The 220-nt window shown below is 54.5% G+C and carries 1 protein-coding gene; it reads left to right on the top strand.

The window, feature by feature from the left end:
• A partial coding sequence (locus QCD69_RS22725; protein ID WP_301253594.1) for a UbiD family decarboxylase domain-containing protein occupies positions 1-220 on the top strand: 220 nt, incomplete at both ends.

Here is a 220-nt window from a genome sequence, read left to right as displayed (position 1 = left end):
GGGCCGTATGGCGACCATACCGGATACTATAATGAAGTCGATAAATTCCCGGTGTTTACCGTAACGCAAATTACTCAGCGCCGCGACGCCATCTATCATTCCACCTATACAGGGCGTCCGCCGGATGAGCCAGCCGTGCTTGGCGTGGCGCTGAATGAAGTCATCGTGCCGATCCTGCAAAACCAGAACCCGGAAATCGTCGATTTTTATCTGCCGCCGG

The sequence above is a fragment of the Erwinia sp. PsM31 genome, from assembly GCF_030433775.1.
GTDB lineage: Bacteria > Pseudomonadota > Gammaproteobacteria > Enterobacterales > Enterobacteriaceae > Erwinia > Erwinia aeris.
This window is presented reverse-complemented; position numbering and strand designations above follow the sequence as displayed.